Annotated in this window: 29 protein-coding genes and 3 pseudogenes; 1 reads left to right on the top strand and 31 read right to left on the bottom strand. The window is 70.9% G+C overall.

The window, feature by feature from the left end; genetic code table 11:
* Positions 1-73: 73 nt before the first annotated feature.
* The 31 genes and pseudogenes from M1P99_RS28185 to M1P99_RS28690 form a co-directional block, all read right to left on the bottom strand.
* Positions 74-724, bottom strand: coding sequence for a hypothetical protein (locus M1P99_RS28185; RefSeq protein WP_304455926.1), 651 nt, complete (start codon positions 722-724; stop codon positions 74-76).
* A gap of 14 nt (positions 725-738) precedes the next feature.
* On the bottom strand, positions 739-1080 hold the full coding sequence (locus M1P99_RS28180) for a hypothetical protein (RefSeq protein WP_304452863.1): 342 nt from the start codon (positions 1078-1080) through the stop codon (positions 739-741).
* A gap of 49 nt (positions 1081-1129) precedes the next feature.
* Positions 1130-1432: a hypothetical protein gene (locus tag M1P99_RS28175; RefSeq protein ID WP_304455925.1), complete on the bottom strand. Its 303-nt coding sequence runs from the start codon at positions 1430-1432 to the stop codon at positions 1130-1132.
* A 16-nt stretch (positions 1433-1448) separates the two neighbouring features.
* Positions 1449-1634 (bottom strand): hypothetical protein, encoded by a 186-nt coding sequence (locus M1P99_RS28170; protein WP_304455924.1) that lies wholly within the window; start codon positions 1632-1634, stop codon positions 1449-1451.
* Positions 1631-1891, bottom strand: a complete 261-nt coding sequence (locus M1P99_RS28165; RefSeq protein ID WP_304455923.1) for a hypothetical protein — start codon at positions 1889-1891, stop codon at positions 1631-1633. The genes M1P99_RS28170 and M1P99_RS28165 overlap by 4 nt, the downstream gene beginning before the upstream one ends.
* Complete coding sequence (locus M1P99_RS28160) at positions 1888-2199, bottom strand: hypothetical protein (protein ID WP_304455922.1); 312 nt, start codon at positions 2197-2199, stop codon at positions 1888-1890. The genes M1P99_RS28165 and M1P99_RS28160 overlap by 4 nt, the downstream gene beginning before the upstream one ends.
* Positions 2196-2339, bottom strand: a complete 144-nt coding sequence (locus M1P99_RS28155; RefSeq protein ID WP_304455921.1) for a hypothetical protein — start codon at positions 2337-2339, stop codon at positions 2196-2198. Before M1P99_RS28155 ends, M1P99_RS28160 begins: the two co-directional genes overlap by 4 nt.
* Positions 2336-3400 (bottom strand): hypothetical protein, encoded by a 1065-nt coding sequence (locus M1P99_RS28150; protein ID WP_304455920.1) that lies wholly within the window; start codon positions 3398-3400, stop codon positions 2336-2338. The genes M1P99_RS28155 and M1P99_RS28150 overlap by 4 nt, the downstream gene beginning before the upstream one ends.
* Positions 3393-3932, bottom strand: coding sequence for a hypothetical protein (locus tag M1P99_RS28145; protein WP_304455919.1), 540 nt, complete (start codon positions 3930-3932; stop codon positions 3393-3395). Before M1P99_RS28145 ends, M1P99_RS28150 begins: the two co-directional genes overlap by 8 nt.
* Positions 3925-4311, bottom strand: a complete 387-nt coding sequence (locus tag M1P99_RS28140) for a hypothetical protein (RefSeq protein ID WP_304455918.1) — start codon at positions 4309-4311, stop codon at positions 3925-3927. Before M1P99_RS28140 ends, M1P99_RS28145 begins: the two co-directional genes overlap by 8 nt.
* Positions 4308-4658, bottom strand: a complete 351-nt coding sequence (locus tag M1P99_RS28135) for a hypothetical protein (protein WP_304455917.1) — start codon at positions 4656-4658, stop codon at positions 4308-4310. Before M1P99_RS28135 ends, M1P99_RS28140 begins: the two co-directional genes overlap by 4 nt.
* On the bottom strand, positions 4658-5179 hold the full coding sequence (locus M1P99_RS28130; protein WP_304455916.1) for a hypothetical protein: 522 nt from the start codon (positions 5177-5179) through the stop codon (positions 4658-4660). Before M1P99_RS28130 ends, M1P99_RS28135 begins: the two co-directional genes overlap by 1 nt.
* Entirely contained in the window at positions 5176-6153 is a 978-nt protein-coding gene (locus M1P99_RS28125) for a helix-turn-helix transcriptional regulator (RefSeq protein ID WP_304455915.1), read from the bottom strand. Before M1P99_RS28125 ends, M1P99_RS28130 begins: the two co-directional genes overlap by 4 nt.
* Positions 6137-6385 carry a hypothetical protein gene (locus tag M1P99_RS28120; protein ID WP_304455984.1) on the bottom strand — a complete coding sequence of 83 codons (249 nt, stop codon included), beginning with the start codon at positions 6383-6385 and terminating at the stop codon, positions 6137-6139. The genes M1P99_RS28125 and M1P99_RS28120 overlap by 17 nt, the downstream gene beginning before the upstream one ends.
* A gap of 224 nt (positions 6386-6609) precedes the next feature.
* Positions 6610-6744 (bottom strand): annotated as a pseudogene (locus M1P99_RS28115) (WhiB family transcriptional regulator); the annotation flags it as partial.
* 39 nt (positions 6745-6783) lie between these two features.
* Positions 6784-7398, bottom strand: coding sequence for a hypothetical protein (locus M1P99_RS28110; RefSeq protein ID WP_304455944.1), 615 nt, complete (start codon positions 7396-7398; stop codon positions 6784-6786).
* A gap of 42 nt (positions 7399-7440) precedes the next feature.
* Positions 7441-7989, bottom strand: coding sequence for a hypothetical protein (locus M1P99_RS28105; RefSeq protein ID WP_304455943.1), 549 nt, complete (start codon positions 7987-7989; stop codon positions 7441-7443).
* 178 nt (positions 7990-8167) lie between these two features.
* Positions 8168-8683: a hypothetical protein gene (locus M1P99_RS28100; protein ID WP_304455942.1), complete on the bottom strand. Its 516-nt coding sequence runs from the start codon at positions 8681-8683 to the stop codon at positions 8168-8170.
* Positions 8684-8771: 88 nt separating this feature from the next.
* The gene (locus M1P99_RS28095; RefSeq protein ID WP_304452846.1) at positions 8772-9017 is read right to left on the bottom strand and encodes a hypothetical protein; all 246 of its coding nucleotides are present in this window, start codon (positions 9015-9017) and stop codon (positions 8772-8774) included.
* Between the two features lie 210 nt (positions 9018-9227).
* Positions 9228-9467 (bottom strand): hypothetical protein, encoded by a 240-nt coding sequence (locus M1P99_RS28090; protein WP_304455941.1) that lies wholly within the window; start codon positions 9465-9467, stop codon positions 9228-9230.
* A 195-nt stretch (positions 9468-9662) separates the two neighbouring features.
* Complete coding sequence (locus tag M1P99_RS28085; RefSeq protein WP_304455940.1) at positions 9663-10193, bottom strand: hypothetical protein; 531 nt, start codon at positions 10191-10193, stop codon at positions 9663-9665.
* Positions 10194-10445: 252 nt separating this feature from the next.
* On the bottom strand, positions 10446-10979 hold the full coding sequence (locus M1P99_RS28080) for a Rad52/Rad22 family DNA repair protein (protein WP_304455939.1): 534 nt from the start codon (positions 10977-10979) through the stop codon (positions 10446-10448).
* Positions 10980-11303: 324 nt separating this feature from the next.
* The gene (locus tag M1P99_RS28075; protein WP_304455938.1) at positions 11304-11738 is read right to left on the bottom strand and encodes a hypothetical protein; all 435 of its coding nucleotides are present in this window, start codon (positions 11736-11738) and stop codon (positions 11304-11306) included.
* A 136-nt stretch (positions 11739-11874) separates the two neighbouring features.
* The gene (locus M1P99_RS28070; protein WP_304455937.1) at positions 11875-12084 is read right to left on the bottom strand and encodes a hypothetical protein; all 210 of its coding nucleotides are present in this window, start codon (positions 12082-12084) and stop codon (positions 11875-11877) included.
* Positions 12081-12347, bottom strand: coding sequence for a hypothetical protein (locus tag M1P99_RS28065; protein ID WP_304455936.1), 267 nt, complete (start codon positions 12345-12347; stop codon positions 12081-12083). Before M1P99_RS28065 ends, M1P99_RS28070 begins: the two co-directional genes overlap by 4 nt.
* An 87-nt stretch (positions 12348-12434) precedes the next feature.
* On the bottom strand, positions 12435-12587 hold the full coding sequence (locus M1P99_RS28060) for a hypothetical protein (RefSeq protein ID WP_304455935.1): 153 nt from the start codon (positions 12585-12587) through the stop codon (positions 12435-12437).
* Positions 12588-12690: 103 nt separating this feature from the next.
* Complete coding sequence (locus tag M1P99_RS28055; RefSeq protein ID WP_304455934.1) at positions 12691-13044, bottom strand: hypothetical protein; 354 nt, start codon at positions 13042-13044, stop codon at positions 12691-12693.
* On the bottom strand, positions 13037-13282 hold the full coding sequence (locus tag M1P99_RS28050) for a hypothetical protein (protein WP_304455933.1): 246 nt from the start codon (positions 13280-13282) through the stop codon (positions 13037-13039). Before M1P99_RS28050 ends, M1P99_RS28055 begins: the two co-directional genes overlap by 8 nt.
* Positions 13283-13560: 278 nt before the next feature.
* Positions 13561-13770, bottom strand: a complete 210-nt coding sequence (locus M1P99_RS28045) for a BldC family transcriptional regulator (RefSeq protein ID WP_304452837.1) — start codon at positions 13768-13770, stop codon at positions 13561-13563.
* A 200-nt stretch (positions 13771-13970) separates the two neighbouring features.
* Positions 13971-14114: pseudogene (locus M1P99_RS28695) on the bottom strand (helix-turn-helix domain-containing protein); the annotation flags it as partial.
* A 64-nt stretch (positions 14115-14178) separates the two neighbouring features.
* A pseudogene (locus tag M1P99_RS28690) lies at positions 14179-14355 on the bottom strand (helix-turn-helix domain-containing protein); the annotation flags it as partial.
* A 446-nt stretch (positions 14356-14801) separates the two neighbouring features.
* Here M1P99_RS28690 and M1P99_RS28040 point away from each other — a divergent pair.
* Positions 14802-15053 (top strand): hypothetical protein, encoded by a 252-nt coding sequence (locus M1P99_RS28040; protein WP_304455932.1) that lies wholly within the window; start codon positions 14802-14804, stop codon positions 15051-15053.
* The last annotated feature ends 344 nt before the right edge of the window (positions 15054-15397 follow it).

Genomic DNA, 15397 nt, shown 5'->3' with positions numbered 1-15397 from the left:
GGCCTCCTCTCTACGGTTGGTCCGCGCCCGCCGGGGAGTCGGGCTCACCCAGCAGACGCGGGGGTCAGTGGGTTCAGGGCAGACGGGGCTCAACGTGGCCGTACCGGTAGTGCGGGATTGGGTCGGGCACTCGGAGCGGAACGCGCTGGTTGCGATCGAGCTCGTTGCCATCGGCGTCGTAGAACACTTCGGCGTCACACGCCTTGTCGTAGGCGGCTTCGTGAGCGTCGAACTGTTCCTCGGTGGGGTCCTCAGGCATGTCCGGGAAGTCGTCCATGCTCGAGGTGACGCCGAGCTTCTTGCGCTGGTCGTCGTCCAGATCTTCCACAATCACGAATTTGCAGGGGTGCACCTCGAAGCTCGGCGGGTGCTCGAGGTGGGAGTAGGCGGCGTGGAGCTGCTCGAGGCGGTTAACGAAGGCGAGCTGCCACCAGCGCGGCATGTGCTCGAGCAGCACCCGGTGGAGCACCAGGAAGTTGCTGTAGCTGAGCGAGAACCAGGTGCCGATGTCGTGGCCGACGTCGTGCACGGGGTCCTCGAGCCGCTCCGCCATCAGGTCGAGGTACTCGCTGACGGCCTCGGGGGCGTGGTGGGCGTCGTCAGGTTCGCCGCACTGGGTGGCGCCGTTGGTGACCTGGGCGCAGCAGTTGTCGTCCTCGTGCCCCTCGATGGGCAGGAACTCGTGGCCGAGCGGTGAGCGCAGTCGGTCGATGTCGATGAGCATGGGTTCTCCTTGTGTCAGGTCTGCGAGCGAGGGATGCGGCGCTGTGCCCGCACCACGGCGGAGGCCGCCGCCAGCCCGTCCGGGCCGGGGGCCTGGACGTTGACCACGTGCGTGGCCTCGCCCCACGTGCGCGACCGCGGGCTGGCGGCCATGTGGGCGGCGGCCAGCGCGAGGGTCGCGTGGATCTGGCCTTCCGCGGCCAGGGCGGCGCCGGTGACCGGGTCGCCGCCGTCGCCGTAGGTGTAGTGGTGGGCTCGGTCGGCGAGGCGCTCGGCCTCAGCGACGTGCTGCTCGTAGTCGCGGACGTGGGCGTCCCGCGGGTCCGGGCGCTTCTCGATCCTCTTGGCCTTGGCCATGTCGTCCTCCAGATGGTCAGGTTCGTCAGGTCAGTCGGGGCCGGCCGTGTCAGAACGGGAGCGTGTCCGCGGTCTCCCAGTCCGGGCAGTGGGTCTTCAGCCCGCCGGTGATGTCGATCCCCTGTCCGCAGGACTCGTCGGTGACGTTGCAGTCGCAGTCCTGTCCGGGGATGCAGCCGCCCCTCTTGCCTCCGGCGGGGGTGTGGAAAATGCAGGTCTTGCAGCCGTGGTTGTCGGGGTTCTTCCAGCACCGGCCGATGTGGACGGTGGCGGGGTACCGCTTGGCGTGGCCGCGAGAGCAGTAGGGGCACACGTACCGCGTGACCGTGATCTGTCGGGGCTCGGTGGCCATGTGGTCCTCCAGGTGGTCAGGCGCCGTGGTCGCGCAGGTAGCGGGACAGGCGGGCGGCACGGCGGTCGAGTCGCCGGCGGGCGACCGGGTTGTCCTCGCGGACGCGCTGCCGGTCGATGCGGGTGAGGAGCACGCGGGCGACCGCGATGCGGTCGGCCCGGCACTCCAGGTAGAAGGCCGGAGGCTCCAGGTCGCCAGTCACTGTCCGGCCTGCTTCCTCAGGGCGTCGCCGTGCTCGCGGAACGCCACGGACAGCTCGGTCGGCATGCCGTAGCCGTTGCCGCCGTTGGCCTGCATGTAGTCGCGGGCGACGCCCTTCATCTCGTCCATGGACGTGGTGGCGCGGACCTCGGCCACCCAGTCACGCTCAGCCGCGGCCGGAGGATCGAGCAGGGTTCCGCTCAGGAACGCGTCCATGGCGTCGGTGAAATGGCGGTGGTGCGCACGGTTGTCGGTCATGAGGTGGCCTTCTGCTTGGTCGGGATCATGGTGATGACCTCCACGGGCACGCCTTCGTAGGAGCCCTTGATGGACAGGTGGTCGTAGTCGCCCGCTGTGGAGTGGCGGACATGCCCGGCGCCGAGGACGCGCTGCCACGCGGCCAGACCTTCGAGCTGGGCGCGCTCGTCGTGGTCGGCGAACACGTGCCCGTACAGGCCCGGCTCGTCGGCGGACAGGGTCCACTCGGCGGGCGGGGCATCCTCGGTGACGAGCGCGAGCAGGGTGGTCGCCGCGAGCTTCTGGCGCAGGCGCTGGTTGACGGTCATGGGGTCACCACCAGGAGAAGGTCGACGGGTCCGCGCGGCCCGAGCGCGGCCTGGATGAGGGCCAGGGTGATCACGAACGAGCAGATGCCGGCGAGGACGGCCTGACCCCAGGACGGGGACCAGCGGCGGTATGGGGTCACTGTCCGTCACAGCCTTCGACAGGGTCGCGGTGCGGGCTGCATCGGCCGTCGTGGCCAACTCGGCGCGCGCACGCGTACTCGTCGCCGCTCGGCAGTTCGCTGGTCGCCCCGCAGTGCCGGTACTCGTCGTCATCGCCGGGCTCGCCGTCGACGCGCGTCCCGGCGGGCACCTTCTCCCCGCGGTCGGTGCTCTCCAGGACATCGAGGCGCTCGACTGCGGCGGCCAGCTGGCCGGCCAGCGCGTGCTCCCGGCACGGCTCGGACTCGATGGGCTGCCCGCAAATGCCGCTGGGTGTCGGGGCGGCGCACACGTACCCGCCGGGGGCAGCCTCGTCGGACCACACGACGGGCCCCAGGTCGGCCTCAGTGCTGCGGACGCGGCCGTCGAGTAGCGCGAGTCGGGCCTGGTCCTCGGCGCGGTCACGCTCCAGCCGCCCCACGTCCTTCTCAAGCTGAGCGACCCGATGCGCGGTTCCGTGTTGCTGCACAGTCAGGTGCTCGGCACGCTCGGCGGTCAACGCCTTGCCGAGCTCGCGCAGGGCCACGTCTCTCTCGCTCCTGAGCTTGTCCACCTGCTCGCCGCGCTCCACAGCGATCACCCGCAGGCACTCCACGCACGTGACCTCGGCGAGCAGGCCAGCGACGGTGACGTCGTGGTGTCCTTCCCCGCACGGGGTGATGCCTTCCGGGGTGGCCACGTGGACATCAGCGCCCCGGGCGGTGTCGCCGGACAGTAGGGGCAGGGCGCGAACCGGTTCGGTCGGGTCCTCGTCCCAGTTGCCAGCTCGGAGAGCCGCCACGGCCCGCTTGCGCATGGACCGGGCTGCGTCCTTGGCGGCCCGCTGCTCCCACGCCTGCCGGTCGGCCTCGGAGACGACGGTGTGCGAGACAACTCCACCGGCGAGCAGGGAGGCTTCGGCCAGGCCGACGGCGTCAGGGCCGTAGGGGGCGTTGAGGGCCGCGACTCGGTTGCCCTTGTGCAGGGAGATGAGCCCGGAGGCGACGATCATCTCGTCGCCGTCCTCGTCCTTGTAGCGGTACGGCAGCTTGACGTCAGCCACGGCCGGCCTCCTCGACTTCGGCGGCCTCGCGGGCCAGGTGGTAGGTGGACAGCGGGATCTCGCGCCAGACCGTGCCGTCGATGCGGCCCTGGATCTTCTCGGGCAGTTCCCGGGGCCAGCCCACGAACAGGTGCCCATCGAGGACCTCGACGGAGGGGTGCATGAGTACGTGGCCTGCGAGGCAGTGGTCCGGCATGCCGCCGGGCAAGAACTTGCGGCCGTTGGCGTGCGGAATCCCAGCCAGCTGTTCGTCGATCTTCTTGCCGTGCCTGGTGCGCAGGTTCGGGACGATGGCGTCAGAGTGCCGCCGGTCGACACGCCACCCATAGGGAGTCACGTCAGGGTGGCTGTTCCGGACGCCGACAACGCGGTCGGTTCCCTCGTCCCGGGCGTAGACCTCGGTGTCGAGGTGGAAGCCGTGGCGTTCGAGGAAGGCGGCGAGGGCGGCCTTGCGGTCCTCGATGGCCTGCCCGTAGGCGGTCGAGTAGACGGACGTCGCGGCGTTGGTAGCGCGGTAGACGACCTCAACCACGGCTGGCCTCCTTCTGACGGCGGTGCGCGCCGCGGCGACGGGGCGCGGGCGCAAGTTCGGGGTCGTCGTCCGCCCACGCGGTCTCGCCCGGCAGCAGCAGCGCGCCGATGAGCGCCTCGCGCCGGGCCGCGGTGAGGTTCAGCTCGGTGGGTCGGCCGTCGGCCGTAGCCAGGGAGACGACTGCGGACCCGTCCGGGTAGAAGGTGACCTCTTCCTCCCAGACCAGCTCCCGGCCGGTGACGCCGATCTCGGTCGGCCAGGACACCCCGCCGTGCGCGGAGGTGTAGTGGTTACCGGGCGGGTGGCCGGCCTCGCGGCCGCACACGACCTCGACGCCCTCGTGGGTGTGCGATGATCCGCACTCGCGCAGCCGGTTCATGGCGCACCTCCCATCTGCGCGAGACCGACCTCGGTCTTGCGCGCGGAGAAGATCGACCGGCCCACGTCCACGCGGGCATGCAGCGCCCGCAGGTGCGCCTTCTGAACGGCAACGGTCGACTCGGCGAGCGACCAGGTGCGCCACAGGGCATCGCACGTCTCGGTCGCCTGCTGCTTGCGGTCCTCCACGGACCCGGACGCGTTCCGGAACGCGCGGGAGTAGGCGAGCTTGTAGTCGCCCTCCGCGGCGATGCGGACGGCGTCGAGTTCGCCGAGCTTGGCGACGGCCTTGTCCAACTCCCGGGACAGGACAGCAAGGTTGTCGACGACGATCTGGGTCTCGGTCATCAGATGCCCGCCTCGTCGTCGAGGCTGTCGTCGCGGGCGTGGTCGAGCCCGGCGGTGAGGCCCTGGGCTACGGCGTCGAGCTCGTGCCGGACCTCGGTGATGGTGAGCTGCTCGGTGCGGTTGACCCTGCGGATGTATGCGGCCCAGTGCCGCAGCACCGCGGTGAGCCGGGCGGCCTCGACGGCGTGGAGCATCCCGGCGGTGAGTTCGAGGGTGCGCTCGTCGAGCTGCAGCTCCCCGTCCTCGTCGAGCGTCCCAGCCGCGGTGCGCTGGAGGAAGAGTGCGCGCTGGGCCTCACGGAGGGTCCCCTCCTGCTCAGGGGTGGCGATCTCCACGGAGGAGATGCGGGCCTTGACCCACAGTCCGGCCTCGCTGTCCGGGGCGGGCGCGTTCTTGTCGTCCTGCTTGAGCTCGACGACCGCCATCAGGCGCATGCCGGGCGTGGTGTAGAGCTTGGCGACGTAGGGCTGCAGGGCGGCCTCGGCGGCCGAGCCGAGCTTCGGGTCGATCTTGAGCTTCATGCGGCGGTGTCCTCGGTGGTGGTGTGGGCGGTGGGCTGGAGAACTACGTCGAGGCCGACGGCGGCGGCGTAGTCGTCGAGGTTGTCCAGGTTGGGAGCGGACTTGCCGGACTCCCAGGAGCGGATGGTCTGCTCGCTGTAGCCGCCGCGGGCGGCGAGCTTGGCGACGGACAGGCCCATGGCGGTGCGGGCCGCCTTGAGCTGGGTGATCAGTGGGTGCGGCTCGGACACGGGCCCTTCCTTCGGTGCGGGGACGGCGCGGACGGTGAGTGGCTGGCCGCCGAGGTGGCCGGTGAGGGTGATGTGGGACAGCCCGTCGGGGTAGCGGTAGGTCCGCTCGGGCCGGTCCTCGTCGAACCACAGCACCCACTCGGCGAGCCAGTCCTTGACCCACCGCAGGGGCGGGTGGCCGCGGCCGTGCAGGGCGGCGTCGACGAGGTCGCGCTCGCGTGCGCCGTGCGCGTAGGTGTAGGTGACCGTGGACCCGTCCGCCTCGACTCGGCCGGCGGCCAGGGACGGGCGGGCGGCGAGCACGGCGTCGATGGTGCGGTCCGGCCGCTCCGGCGTGCCGGACGGCCCGAGCAGCTGCTCGAAGTCGTCGAGGATCGCGACGGCCCGGTCGGCCATCTCCTGGTAGCCCATCGGGCGGATGCCGCTGGCGGGGTCGGGGCGGCGCGGGCATCCGGCGTGGTCGCGAGTGCACCAGTGCACGCCGAACGCATCGCAGGTTCCGTGGAGGTGGGCGGCCGCGGCCAGGCCACGCGCGAGCGCGTTGAAGGCGTGCGCGGTGGTCCGGCGTCCGGCCGTGGACTTCGCGGGGAACTGGAGGCTGTCGCCCTTGTGGCCGGCCTCCTGGCCCGCCCCGGCAGCGATGGCCAAGAGTTCGGCGCGCGAGTGTCCGGTGAGCTGCAGGATGTGCAGCGGCACCGCCACCCGCAGTCCCTCCACGAGGGCATCGTCAACGTCGGCTGCCACAGTGCCACCCCCCGTCGGGCATGGCGGGCAGGACACGGACCACGAGCGGCTTGCCACCCATGTGACCGCCGAGGGTGGCGTAGTCCAGGCCTTCCACCTTGGTGATGCGGTGGATCTGTCGGGCGCCGGCGTCCAGGGCCCGCGCGCCACTCGGGCAGCCAGCCTGGATGTCGTCCAGCGTGGGCAGGGTGTCGTCCGGGCGGCGTCGTGCGTGTAGGAGTAGATGACGCACGCCCCCTCACCCGTCGGCCGCACGGACCCACGGTTCAGGTACGGGCGGGCGGCGAGGAACTCGCGGATGGCGGTCATGCGGCGGACCTCGCTCTCGCGGCCCGGATGCGGCGCCGGCGGACGGCCTTCTGTTCGTCGCCGTTCAGGCCTCCGCGCACCCGCACAGCTCGGTCGGCGACCCTCCAGCGCCTCGTCCAGGCACTCGGTCCGCACCGGGCAGCCAGCGCACACGTCCTTGGCCTTCTCCTCGCGGCTCTCGCGCTGGTCACCGCGCTCACCCGGTGCCCCGAAGAACAGCCAGAGAGGCAGTTCCCGGCAGGCGGCGTCGTCGCGCCAGGCCTGGTCTCGCAGGTCCCTCATGCCGCCACCCCCCGAGCCCCTTGGGGCTGAGCAGCCGGGTCATCGAGCTCGTCGTCGTCCCACGCCATCGGCGGCGGCCACCCTGCCTCGGTGGCGAACCGGCGGCCCGGCTGGCGGCAGCGCGCTGGCCAGGCGTCGCCTGCGGGGCGCGGTGTCCCACAGCCGGTCGTAGAGGTCGATAACGCTCTGGTGGGTGGCCAGCGACACCCGGGTGGCGTGCAGCCACCGGCTGATCGTGGGCTGCTGGGTTCCCAGCAGGGCGGCCAGACGGCGCTGTGACCAGCCGATCCTGATGAGCGCAGCGAGACGGCGCTGTGTCCCTGTCGCGTCCACCACGGTTCCGGGTGCGAGCTGGTCCGCGTGCTGCATCAGGTCGATGTCCAGGGCGAGGATCGCCGCGGCGGTGGTCGGCCGCACTCTGCTTGCCGGGGCCCGGCGGCCGCGCGGGTAGAGGATGCCGGACACCGAACTCTTGCTGACCCCGGCCAGTCGGGCGACCTGCTGCCAGCCGATGCCGCTCTCATTCAGGCGCCGGATGTGCTCGCGCGCTGGTGCGGCGTCCGTGAAGGGCTTCCACTGGCCGTAGGCGATCAGCCGCGACCGCCCGGCGGTTCTCGTAGGCGCGCAGGGCCTCGTGGCACACCGGGCAGCCACAGCGGTCGGCCTTGGCGCGCATGAATCCGTGCGGGCGTTCGCTCACCGTGGCACCTCCGCCTCGTTCTCAAGGCGCTGGCGGAGCTCCGCCAGTGTCAGCGAGTGGGCCTCGCCGCGGCGCACCTCCCGGAGGATGGTGACGGGCTTGCCCAGGTGGTCACGGATCCCCTGCTCGGCGGCTTCCGCTTCGGCGAACCCGGCGGGGTCGTTGGCCCACAGGGCCGACCAGTGCTTCTTGCCGCGCGCGCACCGGCCCCAGCAGTTGTTGTGGTCGGCCCACCGGTACAGGCGGGGCGGGGTGATGCCGAGGTCGCGGCACCACGCGAACATGTCGTCCTTGGTCAGGTGCGGCGGCTCGGTCATCGGGAACTGGACCTGCCAGGGCTCCCAGCCCTTCCGGGTGCCGGGCACCCGTCGTTCCTCGGTGTGGTCGTAGCCGACGTAGAGGACCGTCTCGTCCGGGTCGGCGTTGGCCTCCAGCCACCGGCGGCAGGGCGCCTGCTTCAGGAGGTGCGAGCAGGGCGCGAGCCGGGAGTTGCCGAGGAATCGGACGTCGCGGAACACCTCGAAGGGCGTGCGGCCGTCGGACACGATGACCGGCTCCACTCCCAGGTGGCGGGAGGTGTCGGCGACGAAGCGCCACAGGTCGGGTCCTCGCGCGCGAGTCGGCGGTCAGCAGCACCAGGTCGTCCGTGCCGTAGCGTTCGGCGACGCGCATGGCGGCAGCCCACGACCCGATACCGCCGGAGTACTGGACGATGTGCCGGGGTCATCGCGTCCCCTCCGTGTTCTCGACGGGCGGTGTCCGCCCGGTCTTGACGTGGCTATGCGCATCGGAGTCGGTCCTCTCGGCGGGGTGCTGGCCGGCCTCCAGGACGGCGGTCAGCGTGGACTCGGGCATGTCGGCGAGTTCGGCGACGTCGTAGGCGGCGCGTCGGGCTCGGGCTCGTCGGGCTTGTAGCCGACCTTGCGCTCGCAGGTGCGACAGGGCGTCTCGCGGTTCCTGATGTGCCGCTGGTAGGCGGCGAGGGTGCCGTGGCTCGGCGGCGCGGTCTGGCGCCGCTTCGGGAGCGGGCTTCTCGTGGGCGGGCTCGGCCGGGGCCTCGTCGGCGATGTCGAGCATCGCGATCACGTCCAAGGCGGCGGCGACGTCGCGCCGGTGCGCAACCCAGTCGCCGCACTGCTCGGCGGTCCCCGGGCAGTCGTGCCGGTTGGCCAGGCGGCGGACCATCCACCGCGCGGCGTCCTCCTCCTGCGCGGGGATGGTGCGTCGGATCCGGCGCACAGCGCCCGCTCTCGCCCCTGAAAGTCGGAGGTCCGGGCTGGCTTCTCCGGCCGGTCGGCCTGGCGGATCTGGTGTTCGAGTGCCATGGTCATCGCCCCCAGCCGGTACGCATGATGAGGTAGAACAGGTCCCGGTCCAGGGCCGCCATGACGATGTCGTCGAACTCGTCCTGGCCCTCGGGGTCGATGTCGGCGATGCGCTCGGGGTGGCCCGGCATGTCCTCATGCAGGGCGGTGCCGAGCAAGTGCCGCCGCCATCCCGCGGCGTACTCGTGCACGCTGATCTCGGTGTCGAGGATCCGGCGGTGTATGCGCCTCCAGGTGCGGTCGATCATCAGCGGCCTCCCTGGGAGATCGAGCACGGCGAGGGCTGCCCACACCGGCAGCAGGGCGCGCCCGGTGCGGCCATCGTCTGGCCGGTGCTGGGCTCGGTCCACGTAGTCGGCGACCGACACACATCAGGTGCAGGACCGTGGAGTCAGCGCTGCGCTGGTGGGCGACGAGCAAGGTGCCGACCTGGCTGGCCATCGCGAGCAGCACGGCGGTCACGTCGTCAGGGCCACGCCCGTGATCTCGGTGATGGCAGCGGCGATCTCGTGTGCGTGCCCGTCCATGTGGGCGTCGGCGCGGCCCGTGGCGGCCTGGCGCGCACGCTGCTCGCGGACGATGTCGAGCAGCCGCTCGGGCGCCCACTCGGTCAGGACAACCGCGCCCCGCTCGGCGGCGAGGGCACGCAGTCGTCTTCGGCACTCACAGGGTGCCCCCCGTCTGCCGTCGGCGGGCACGGCCCGGCCGGTTCCGCAGTGGCCGCACCGGATCGACAGCTTCGTGTTGACCTCGCGCAGCCCGCGGTTCTCGTTGCGCAGGTGGTACAGCTCGATCTGCTTCTGGTCCTGGCGGGCCGCCGTGGCGAACCAGATGAAGGCCGCCAGGACGGCCGCGCCGCAGAGCAGGCCGCTGCCGAAGGTGAGGGAAGACGGTCATGACTGGCCTCCTGGGGGAAGCGTTCCGGTGGGTTCGTCGGTCGGCGCGGGCTCGGGGGTGCGCTCGATCTGCGGCACCAGCGGACTCGCGACGCCGGCCAACTCGCCGCGGTGCCACGCCTCCAGCACGGCCTCTTCCGCTCGGTCGCCAGGCGTGAAAGTGAACGCGCCGGTGACCGGCGTGTGGTCGACGTCGGCGACCTTGACGACCTCGCCGGTGCTGTGGTCGGTGAGGTGGCCGTCGTCGGAGAGGGCCTCGTCGAGCTTCTTGATGAAGGCCTTGCGCACCGACCGGCGGAGAAGGTCGGGCCGGGTCTCACGGATGACGTCGAGCAGGTCGGCGTCCTCCAGTGCGGCCGGGTCGATCTCCTCGACCAGCTCGGCCGGGGCGGTGCGTTCGACCAGGTCGACGAGCGCTTCGGTGTGCCACGTGACCTTGCGGCGCGGGCCGCTGATGGTCCAGGGATCCGGCGGACTCGCCTGCGGGCATGAGCACGTCGAGGCTCTGACGCCCCAGGTGTTGCGCATGTCCTTGAAGTGGGCTTCTGCGTCAGTGCGGGCACGTCGTACTCGGCGGTGACCCGGTCCTTGAGGACGCGGAGCGCGGCGACACGGGCGGGGTGGGACAGGTCAGGCATTGCGGCCTCCTCCTCGGTACGGCTGGGTCTGGGGTGCCTCTGCGGCGGCGTCTTTTGGGCGGCAGCAGCCTGCTGCGGAGTCGGACCGGCGGTGAGCTCAACGAGCCGGGCTTTGAGTGCACCCTTGAGCTGGTCCGCCCACTCAGGCGCGAGTCCGGCCCGCTCCTCCTCGTTCACGCGGGCGGCTGATGGCGTTGAGCGTCGCGTGGTCGGGGGCGTCGACGATGTCGTGGATGAGGGTGTCCATAAGCAGGGCGTCGTCCTCGTTGCTGGGCACGTCGACGGGCCCGGTCTGCTGGGTGATCTCCAAGTCCTTGGGCGGGTGCGCCATCGACCAGATGACGGACGCCTGCGCCTTGAGGTCGTCGGGGCCCTTGCGGTACAGGCTCAAGCCCAACTGGTCGCCCAGGTTGACGGCGGCGCGCTTGAGGGCGCCGGTCAGCGAGGCCTTGAGTGCAAGGTCGTGGGCTGCCCCATGGGTGACCTGCTTGGATGCCTCCTCGACGGCGCCGTCGTCCCAGAAGCCCAGGACGCGGCCGTCGACGGTGCGGACGATGAGGCGCCCTGGGCCCGGTAGGTCGCCCAGAACCGCGTTCCGCCCTTGGACTCCTCGCTGGGTGGGATCGTCCGGGCCATGTCGCGGATGCAGGTGGACTCCAGCGTCACGACGGACCATCCACCGAACCCGAAGATGCGGATCAGCGATCGGCGTACGTCCCACCCCTGCAGGTGGGCGTTGCCCCGGTGGACTTGGACGCGGGGGGGTCGTCGGGCGGAACAGAACGTCGATCTGGTAACCGGTCAGGTCCTTGGGGCCGGCCTCCACGTGTGGGGTGGCCGGACCGGAGGGCGGGAGCGATGGGGGCCTCCGGTCCGGCCTGGGAACCGGACGCAGGGCGGGTCTTCGGGCTGGATCCCCCCAGGGGGCCCTCTCCTCCCTTACTTCCTGGCGTGGGCTTCCCCGCTCGCGCGCCAGGTGAGCTTGACGTCCGGGACATGGTCAGTACTCCTTCGTGATGAGTTCAGGGCAGCGCGGTGCGCGCCGGTAGCGATGGTTCGGATCCTCAATGGGGGCCTTGGGCCAGACGAGGGCGAAGCCCGCCTGGGTGACGGCGAAACCCGTAGTCGCTGGCCTCAGCCCACACCTGAAAGAAGTGTCGGCGGGGCGGCCCGCGCGGACCGCCGAGTCCGGCGACGGAAGGAAGCCGTGCCCGCAGTCGGGGTCCGGGCAGGTCCGGGCGGACATGTCGACGGGGCGCTTGCGGTAGTGGTCCATGGACCCGGCGAGCATCGGGCAGGCCTTGATCGCGTAGGCGGCGCACTCGGGGTGCATGCCGGGCTCCATCACGTATCCCCGGGCCCGGTCGGAGGCGCGTCCGAGCAGGACGTACCGGTCGGTGTAGAGCGGCTCGCCGTCGATCTGGCACTGGTGCATCTGCAGGCGCGGACCCGGCGCGCCTCGGAGACCTGCCCGAGGTGGTGGCCGCGGTCGGACTCCAGGGACACCCATGGCACGACCAGTCCGCCGACGGTGGGTCGGTGCGCGAGGCGCGCGGGGATCGGCGGGGCGCTCATCGCAGGCCGTCCATCTGCAGGAGTTGCATGGTCGGCGCCGGGGCGTCCTTCACCCATCCGGCGTACTCGCGCACGTCCGACTCCCACGCCAAGGTGCGCGGGGTGGGCGGCGGCCCGTCTGGGCGCTCGGCCTTCCCGAGGGCGACGAGCACATCCCGGTGGGTGCGCTCGATCAGGCCACGGTCGGTGAGGCCTGCGGATCTCACGGATCGGGTCCCAGCCGGTGAGGACCACCGGACCCGCGTAGGGGAGGCCGACGGCGCCGAGCGCGAGAAAGCAGGACACAGGAGCCGACCGTGTTGCGCGGGTAGCCCTGCGCGTGGCCGTCGTCGTTGGTCCACCCGGCGGCGAGCACGGAGGTGGCCAGTCGCACGCGTGCGGGCCCCTCGGGTCCGACCTCGGATCGCAGGTCGAGGTCGCGGTCGTGGGCGGTCAGGGTGCCGTCGGCGGCGATCACGATGTACCTCACGGCGCTCACCGCCCCCCAGCGCGGCGCATCCGCCGCAGGTAGTCGGTGCGGATCCAGGGTTCCACGTGGTTCCCGCCTCGGTAAAGGTCACGTGGACGGCGATGCCCCCAGCCGGGGCGGCGGGCGTCCCCCGCGCGCGGCGGCCGCGGACGGCAGCACCGACCAGGCGGCGTCCTCGTCGGCGCCGGTGGTGCCGCAGGGAACCCGGCTGGCGTTGTCGCGGGTGATGACGCCGCGCATGCCGGTGGCGGTGTGGACGACGTGGGAGCCGAGTGGCCAGCGGGCTCGCGCGATGGCGACCTGTCGGCGATCTCGGCCTCGCGTGAACGCAGGCGTGTGGTGGTCATGGGGTCCCCCCGTGGTTGGCGACGGACACTCCGACCCCGGCGGCGGCCGGGTCTAGGCGCACCCAGGCGTGGCTGTCGTCGGTGGTCGGGTAGCGGATGAGGATGCGTCCGTCGTGCTCGATGGCCTCGACGACGCCGGTGATGTGGGCGTCGACCTGGTCGCCGACGACGGCGTCCGGGGCGTGGGTGTGGTGGATCACGACAGGGCCCTCTTCGATGTGGTCGAGGACGTGATCGGTGTCGTCGAGGACGGTCTGGGCGCGGTCGTCGACGTCCGCTGGGATTGGCGCCGGGGCGGTGTCGGGCTCGGTGCGTCGCAGCCGAGACTGGATGCGGATGCGCTCAGCCATCGGAGCTCGCCCCCTCGGGGCGCCGGTCGACCATCGCCCAGATGCGGATGTCCACGCCGCCGGACTTCGCGGTGGTCTCCACGTGGGTCCACATGTCGTTCCGGTTGCGCTTCCGCGTGACCTCGGAACCGAGCACGGTGGCCCACGCGGTGATCTCGCGGCTGGCTTCCTCGTCGGATTCGCTGGAGACCTGGCCGATCGCCTGTTCGGGGACGTGGTCGTAGATCGTCCAGCTCACGGGCGGCATGTCCGGGTGGGAGGCCGCGAGGCTCGCTGGCGGCCAGGGTGCGCGCCTGCCGCTGCGTGGTGGTCATCTCCTGTGGGGCGGCCGGTACGGGGATCGTGGGGGCCGGGGTGAGGAGCTTCTCCAGCTCGGCTCCGGCCTGCACGATGAGCTGGTGTGCGGCGCGCACGGTCTCGGCGCGCGGGGTGTCGGCTACGTTGTCCATGGCCCTGTCTCCTGGGTTGGGGCCTCGCCCCTGCCGGGTCGCATCCGGCGGGGGCCTTGCTGTGCCGCTACTTGGCGGTGTTGTGGCGGTTGATCAAGTCCTCGACCTGGTCCGCGAAGAACCTGCGGTGACCGGCTGGGGTGCGGATCGAGTCGAGGAGTCCGCGTCGCGCCCAGCGGCTGACGGTCTTGGCGTCGACTCGGAAGAGCTCGGCGACCTCGTGCGGCGCGAGCAGGCGGGCGGGCTTGTCGACGGTGATGTGGGTCTGTGTGGCCATGGCCCTCTCCTGGTGGGGCCGGGCCGCCGGTCACCGGCGGCGGGGATGGTGAGGCGCCGTCGCGGCCGCAGCGGGGTGGCTTCCGGAGCGGTCGGCGGTGTGGTGGCGGCGGTGGGCCGTTTCGTGCGGGGCCCCGTCGCGCGGGCGGGCGGCGACGGCTCGGCCTCGGGCCGCTCAGCGGTGATGCGGATGATCTCGGCGAGGTCCTCGTCGGTGAACCGGTACTCGCCAGAGAGTTTGTGGAACGGGATAGCGCGTGCCTTGGCCTTGTCCTTGAGCCAGGACTCCCGGCACTGGAGGATCTCGGCGGCCTGCGCTGGGGTGTACACCGCGGGAAGGCTCATCGGCTGGCCTCCGGTATGTCCTCGTCGGACTGGTAGTCTCGGCCAGCAGGCCCTCATCGGTGACGCCCAAGGTGTCCTTGAGGCGCTTGTAGAGCGCCGGACTGGGGCGTCGGTCGCCCCACTCCAGCCGGTACATGTGCAGTGGCGTGACACCCATCTCCCGCGCCAGCGCGGGGACGCTGAACCCGGCCAACTTGCGGTGGCGCTCCAGTGATGCTCTGTGGAGCTTGAGGTCTGTCATAGCTCAATATTGAGCCTAGCTTGAGTCTAGGTCAAGCTGTACCGACGAGTAACTTCAAGATAGATTCTATGAGACGACCATAATTGAGGTAAGCTTGACCTAACTAGGCCAGATATAGACTCGATCTAGATCTAGTCGGCTATCCTGTAGCCATGCCTTCACCCGACTTCAGCTACCTCGTCGACGCCATGGACCGCGCCGCGACGAGCTAGACCTACACGTGGAAGAGGTGATCCAACGTGCCCAGATTTCGACTCAGACCTACTACGACCTGCGAAAAGGCAAGGGGCGCCCGAGGCGCAAGACCCAAGAAGGGATCGAGCACGCCCTGGAGTGGGAACCCGGCAGTGTGAAGGACGCCCTCGCCGGCACGCCGCCACGCCCCCTCGCCAGAGAGCCGGACCCACACCGACCCCCACCCCCCGGACGCACGACGTCGCCCCGCGATGCAGCCCGCCCCCCTCGGCCGCCTGGACGGCCAACCCCCATGCCTCCCCAACGAGACCCTGGAGTGGCGCGAGTGGCGCGCCCAGCCGGGGAAGCTCTACTACACCCTCAAGATCGTCTTCGTCCCCCCCACAGGCGCAGACGCTGGCGACTGGGAGCAGACGTCCATGCCGGTCCCGGACGGCGTGCCACGCGAGAAGGTGGTGTCCGAGATGAGGGATCACATCATGCGCATGCGTTTCGGAGGGTGATCGGATGACTGCCGTTTGCGCAGGTCAATTGCCCGGATTTTACTTTTCGCCCTTCCGAACGCCTGTCCAATGTGATCTGTGCCACATACAATGATGCGACCTTCCCGGCCAAATTGGTTCGGACGAAAGGTCGCAATGAGTAGTGCGTCCTCCCCAAAGGACACGGCGGTCCCGCCCACCGTCTACGTCCGCCCAGCGTCACTGTCCCTGTCCGCACGAGTAGCCCTGAGCGAGCGATTCGACGCCATCTGCATCGACCTCCAAGTCGGTTGCCCGGCCGTCGAGGTAGTGGAGGAGGTGATCCACCAGTCCCCCGACGTGGTGGTGAGGCACTGGATCAACAA

The organism is Nocardiopsis sp. YSL2 (assembly GCF_030555055.1).
In the GTDB taxonomy this organism is placed as follows: domain Bacteria; phylum Actinomycetota; class Actinomycetes; order Streptosporangiales; family Streptosporangiaceae; genus Nocardiopsis.
Note: the sequence above shows the minus strand (reverse complement) of the source record. Positions and strands in the feature narration are given on the sequence as shown.

Bases quoted from the DNA above. Each gene is read 5' to 3' on its own strand.
- M1P99_RS28185 (WP_304455926.1), bottom strand. From the start codon at position 724: ATGCTCATCGACATCGACCGACTGCGCTCACCGCTCGGCCACGAGTTC.
- M1P99_RS28180 (WP_304452863.1), bottom strand. From the start codon at position 1,080: ATGGCCAAGGCCAAGAGGATCGAGAAGCGCCCGGACCCGCGGGACGCC.
- M1P99_RS28175 (WP_304455925.1), bottom strand. From the start codon at position 1,432: ATGGCCACCGAGCCCCGACAGATCACGGTCACGCGGTACGTGTGCCCC.
- M1P99_RS28165 (WP_304455923.1), bottom strand. From the start codon at position 1,891: ATGACCGACAACCGTGCGCACCACCGCCATTTCACCGACGCCATGGAC.
- M1P99_RS28160 (WP_304455922.1), bottom strand. From the start codon at position 2,199: ATGACCGTCAACCAGCGCCTGCGCCAGAAGCTCGCGGCGACCACCCTG.
- M1P99_RS28140 (WP_304455918.1), bottom strand. From the start codon at position 4,311: ATGAACCGGCTGCGCGAGTGCGGATCATCGCACACCCACGAGGGCGTC.
- M1P99_RS28135 (WP_304455917.1), bottom strand. From the start codon at position 4,658: ATGACCGAGACCCAGATCGTCGTCGACAACCTTGCTGTCCTGTCCCGG.
- M1P99_RS28130 (WP_304455916.1), bottom strand. From the start codon at position 5,179: ATGAAGCTCAAGATCGACCCGAAGCTCGGCTCGGCCGCCGAGGCCGCC.
- M1P99_RS28095 (WP_304452846.1), bottom strand. From the start codon at position 9,017: ATGATCGACCGCACCTGGAGGCGCATACACCGCCGGATCCTCGACACC.
- M1P99_RS28085 (WP_304455940.1), bottom strand. From the start codon at position 10,193: ATGCGCAACACCTGGGGCGTCAGAGCCTCGACGTGCTCATGCCCGCAG.
- M1P99_RS28080 (WP_304455939.1), bottom strand. From the start codon at position 10,979: ATGGTCCGTCGTGACGCTGGAGTCCACCTGCATCCGCGACATGGCCCG.
- M1P99_RS28075 (WP_304455938.1), bottom strand. From the start codon at position 11,738: ATGCACCAGTGCCAGATCGACGGCGAGCCGCTCTACACCGACCGGTAC.
- M1P99_RS28060 (WP_304455935.1), bottom strand. From the start codon at position 12,587: ATGCGCGGCGTCATCACCCGCGACAACGCCAGCCGGGTTCCCTGCGGC.
- M1P99_RS28055 (WP_304455934.1), bottom strand. From the start codon at position 13,044: ATGGCTGAGCGCATCCGCATCCAGTCTCGGCTGCGACGCACCGAGCCC.
- M1P99_RS28045 (WP_304452837.1), bottom strand. From the start codon at position 13,770: ATGGCCACACAGACCCACATCACCGTCGACAAGCCCGCCCGCCTGCTC.
- M1P99_RS28040 (WP_304455932.1), top strand. From the start codon at position 14,802: ATGCAGCCCGCCCCCCTCGGCCGCCTGGACGGCCAACCCCCATGCCTC.